At 73.7% G+C, this 3,617-nt stretch carries 4 protein-coding genes; 3 read left to right on the forward strand and 1 reads right to left on the reverse strand.

Translation table 11 applies throughout. The features are described from left to right. Positions 1–584 precede the first annotated feature (584 nt). Positions 585–1,772: a sensor histidine kinase gene (locus EF918_RS33785; RefSeq protein WP_125652707.1), complete on the reverse strand. Its 1,188-nt coding sequence runs from the start codon at positions 1,770–1,772 to the stop codon at positions 585–587. A gap of 147 nt (positions 1,773–1,919) precedes the next feature. Between EF918_RS33785 and EF918_RS33790 the strand changes: the two genes are divergently transcribed. From EF918_RS33790 to EF918_RS33800, 3 genes are all read left to right on the forward strand, one after another. Beyond that, entirely contained in the window at positions 1,920–2,327 is a 408-nt protein-coding gene (locus tag EF918_RS33790) for an NADH-quinone oxidoreductase subunit A (RefSeq protein ID WP_260610931.1), read from the forward strand. Beyond that, a complete protein-coding gene (locus tag EF918_RS33795) occupies positions 2,318–3,037 on the forward strand; it encodes an NADH-quinone oxidoreductase subunit B (RefSeq protein WP_260610932.1) in 720 nt (239 codons plus the stop codon). Before EF918_RS33790 ends, EF918_RS33795 begins: the two co-directional genes overlap by 10 nt. Continuing rightward, positions 3,034–3,617: NADH-quinone oxidoreductase subunit C (locus EF918_RS33800; RefSeq protein ID WP_148141318.1), on the forward strand; the 584-nt coding region annotated here is incomplete at its 3' end. The genes EF918_RS33795 and EF918_RS33800, both read left to right, overlap by 4 nt.

The following is a 3,617-nucleotide window of genomic DNA, read 5'->3' on the forward strand; positions in this document are numbered from 1 at the left end:
CCCGCCCCCGGAGCCGCGGCTCGTGAAGGTGCCGCGGGAGCCCTCGGCCCCGAGGCCGCCGCCCTGCGGCCTTCCGAGCGCCGTCCGGCCGGCGGATCGTCCCAGCCGTGAGCTCCCCGTCCCCGTGGTCTGCATGCCCTCCACCCGTCCCTCACTCCGTCCGCTCCCGTTTTCCGTACCTCCACCCTGTCCGCCCGGCCCCTCCGCGGACCATCCAGCACATCGGCGTCCCGCCCGGGGGTTAACCCCACCCCGTCGCCGCCGGGGCCGGGCAAACGGAAGCGGGGCCCCTCCCTCGGGAGGAGCCCCGCCAGGAGCGCCGGGGCGGCCGGGCTTGGGCGGCCGGGCTTCGGGCGGCCGGGGTCCGGTGGCCGGGGTTCGGGCGGCCGGCCGGGCCCAGGCTTCGCGTCGTCAGGCTCGGCTTCGGGCGGCCGCGGTCCGTTGGCCGGGCTTGGGCGGCCGGGCTTCGGGCGGCAGGAGTCCGGTGGCCGGGCCTGGGCGGCCGGGCTTCGGGCGGCCGCGGTCCGTTGGCCGGGCTTGGGCGGCCGGGCCTGGGCGGCCGGCCGGGCCCAGGCTTCGCGTCGTCAGGCTCGGCTTCGGGTCGTAGGGCGGTCGCGCCAAGGGAGTTCCGCCGTGACGGTGGTGCCGGCGCCCTCGGGGGAGTCCACGACGAAGACGCCGTCCACCGCGCCGAGCCGTTCCGCCAGCCCCGCCATGCCGGAGCCGCGGTCCAGCCGGGCCCCGCCCCGCCCGTCGTCGCACACGCGCAGCAACAGCCTCGGCCCCGACCGCCACACCTCGACACTCGCGCTGCGCGCCCCCGCGTGCTTGCTGACGTTCTGGAGCAGCTCCGACACGGTGAAGTAGGCGATCCCCTCGATCGCCTCCGCCGGCCGCGCCGGCAGATCCACCTCCACCCGCACCGGCACCGTGCACCGCGAGGCCACCGACGACAGCGCCGCGTCCAGACCCCGGTCCGTCAGGACCGCCGGATGGATCCCGCGGGCCAGGTCCCGTAGCTCCTGGAGCGCCAGCTTCACCTCCCCGTGCGCCTCGTCCACCATCGCCGCCGCCGCGTCCGGGTCCTCCAGCAGCTTCTCCTTGGCCAGGCCCAGCCCCATCGCCAGCGCCACCAGCCGCGCCTGCGCCCCGTCGTGCAGGTCCCGCTCGATGCGCCGCAGGTCGGCGGCCGCGGTGTCGACCACCACGCCCCGGTCCGACTCCAGCTCCGCGATCCGCCGCTCCAGCTCGTCCGACGGCGACAGCAGTCCCCGCACCATGGCCCGGTCCACGGAGACCAGCCCCCGGACGACGTACGGCAGCACCGGCCACAGCACGAACAGCCCCGCCAGCACCACCGTGAACGTCAGCACCCCCCACGGCAGCCGCACCAGCCCGTACAACGTGGCGCGCCACGCCACCGGATCCTTCAGCGAGGCCCACAGCCACCCGAAGAACCCGCCGGCCCGCCGCGACCCGGGCAGCGGCGTCGGCTCCTCGACCCGCGTCCCGAGCAGCATCCGCGCCCGCCACCGCTCCACCCGCCCGAGCTGCCGCGACCCCCACAGGCCGCACGCCAGCAGCGGCAGCCCGACCACGGTCACGGACAGTCCCGCCCCGACCGAAATCATGAACACGGTGTAAACAAACCCGATGATCGACATCGGCAGGTTCGTCAACAGGTGACAGATTTCCTGCCACGTCACCACACTGAAGACAGGGCGGACGGGCGGAGGCCGGTCGGGGTCGTACGCGGAGTTCGTCGCGGTCATGACCGACAGCCTGCCAACCCCGCCCCCCTCGTGCCATGGGGTGCCCTTGTCCCGGTGAACGGGGGATAACCCCACCCGGTAGGAGGCAGGCCCTAGACTCCCGTGCGTAACAGATCGTCGACAGTGGCCAGGGAGCGAGGAACGGACGTGCCTGAACCATCGGTATCGACCGTAACCGTGCTCGCGGCGGACTACTTCCGAAGTTATTCGGTCGTCGGCCTGCTCGCGGTTCTCGGTGTGCTCTTCGTGGCCGTGGCCTTCGGCGCGGGCCGCCTGCTGCGGCCGGTGGTGCCGACCCCCGAGAAGCTGCTGACGTACGAATGCGGGGTCGACCCGGTGGGCGAGGGCTGGGCGCACACCCAGGTCCGCTACTACGTCTACGCGTTCCTCTACGTCATCTTCGCCGTCGACTCGATCTTCCTCTTCCCCTGGGCGACGGTCTTCGCCGCCGCCGGCTACGGCGCCACCACCCTGGTCGAGATGTTCATCTTCCTGGGCTTCCTCGCCGTCGGCCTGCTCTACGCGTACAAGAAGGGCGTCCTCGAATGGGCGTGACACCTCAGGACGTGCCCCCTCAGGGCGCAGCCGCAGCCGCAGCCGCAGCCGCAGCCGCCCGGGCCACAGCCGCCCAGGGCGCGGCGGCCGGCTCCGGCGACGCCGGGCGCAGCGAGCTGCTGCCCGAGCCGCGGCGCCTGGGCGTGCTCTCCCGGCTGGCCCCCGAGCCGATGAAGGTGGTCCTGAACTGGGGCCGCCGCTACAGCCTGTGGGTCTTCAACTTCGGTCTGGCCTGCTGCGCCATCGAGTTCATCGCGGCGTCCATGGCCCGGCACGACTTCATCCGGCTCGGTGTCATCCCGTTCGCGCCCGGCCCGCGGCAGGCCGACCTGATGATCGTCTCGGGCACCGTCACGGACAAGATGGCCCCGGCCGTCAAGCGGCTCTACGAGCAGATGCCCGAGCCGAAGTACGTCATCTCCTTCGGCGCCTGCTCGAACTGCGGCGGCCCGTACTGGGACTCGTACTCCGTCACCAAGGGCGTCGACCAGATCATCCCCGTGGACGTCTACGTCCCCGGCTGCCCGCCGCGGCCCGAGGCGCTGCTCCAGGGCATCCTCAAGCTCCAGGAGAAGATCGCCCGCGAGTCCCTGGCCGCCCGCTACGCACCGGCCGGCCGGCCCTCGACCGCCCAGCTGACCAGCGGCCTGGTCCAGCCCCCGGCCGCGCCGTCCGGCGCGGCGTCGCCGGACGGAGGGGACGCGGCATGAACCTCTACGACTCCCTCCCCGACGCCGCCTCGCAGATCTTCGGCGAGGAAGCCCTGGCCGAGGCCTCCTACGACGTCCTGACCGTGGACGTGCCCGTGGGCTCGTGGATCGCGGCGCTGGAGATCGCCCGCGACAAGCTGGGCTGCACCTACTTCGACTGGCTGAGCGCCGTGGACGAGCCGGGCACCGGCTTCCGGATCTGCGCGCACGTCGTCGCGCTGGAGGGCCACCGGGTCCGCCGGCTGCTGCTGCGCACCACCGTGCCGCACACCGCGCCGAGCCTGCCGTCCGCCGTGACGGTGTACGCGGGCGCGTCCTGGCACGAGCGCGAGACGCACGAGATGTTCGGCGTGGTGTTCACCGACCACCCGCACCTCGTGCCGCTGCTGCTGCCCGAGAACTTCGAGGGCCACCCGCTGCGCAAGGACTTCGTCCTCGCCGCCCGTGTCGCCAAGGCCTGGCCCGGTGCCAAGGAGCCGGGCGAGGGCGCCGAGACTGGCGGCGCGAAGCGCCGCACCATGCTCCCGCCGGGCGTCCCCGACCCCAACGACTGGGGCCCCCTGAAGGGCCAGCTTCCCCC

The organism is Streptomyces sp. WAC06614 (assembly GCF_003949795.1).
In the GTDB taxonomy this organism is placed as follows: domain Bacteria; phylum Actinomycetota; class Actinomycetes; order Streptomycetales; family Streptomycetaceae; genus Streptomyces.

Excerpts from the sequence above, each read along its gene's own strand:
- EF918_RS33795 (WP_260610932.1), top strand. The coding sequence starts at position 2,318 with ATGGGCGTGACACCTCAGGACGTGCCCCCTCAGGGCGCAGCCGCAGCC.
- EF918_RS33785 (WP_125652707.1), bottom strand. The coding sequence starts at position 1,772 with ATGACCGCGACGAACTCCGCGTACGACCCCGACCGGCCTCCGCCCGTC.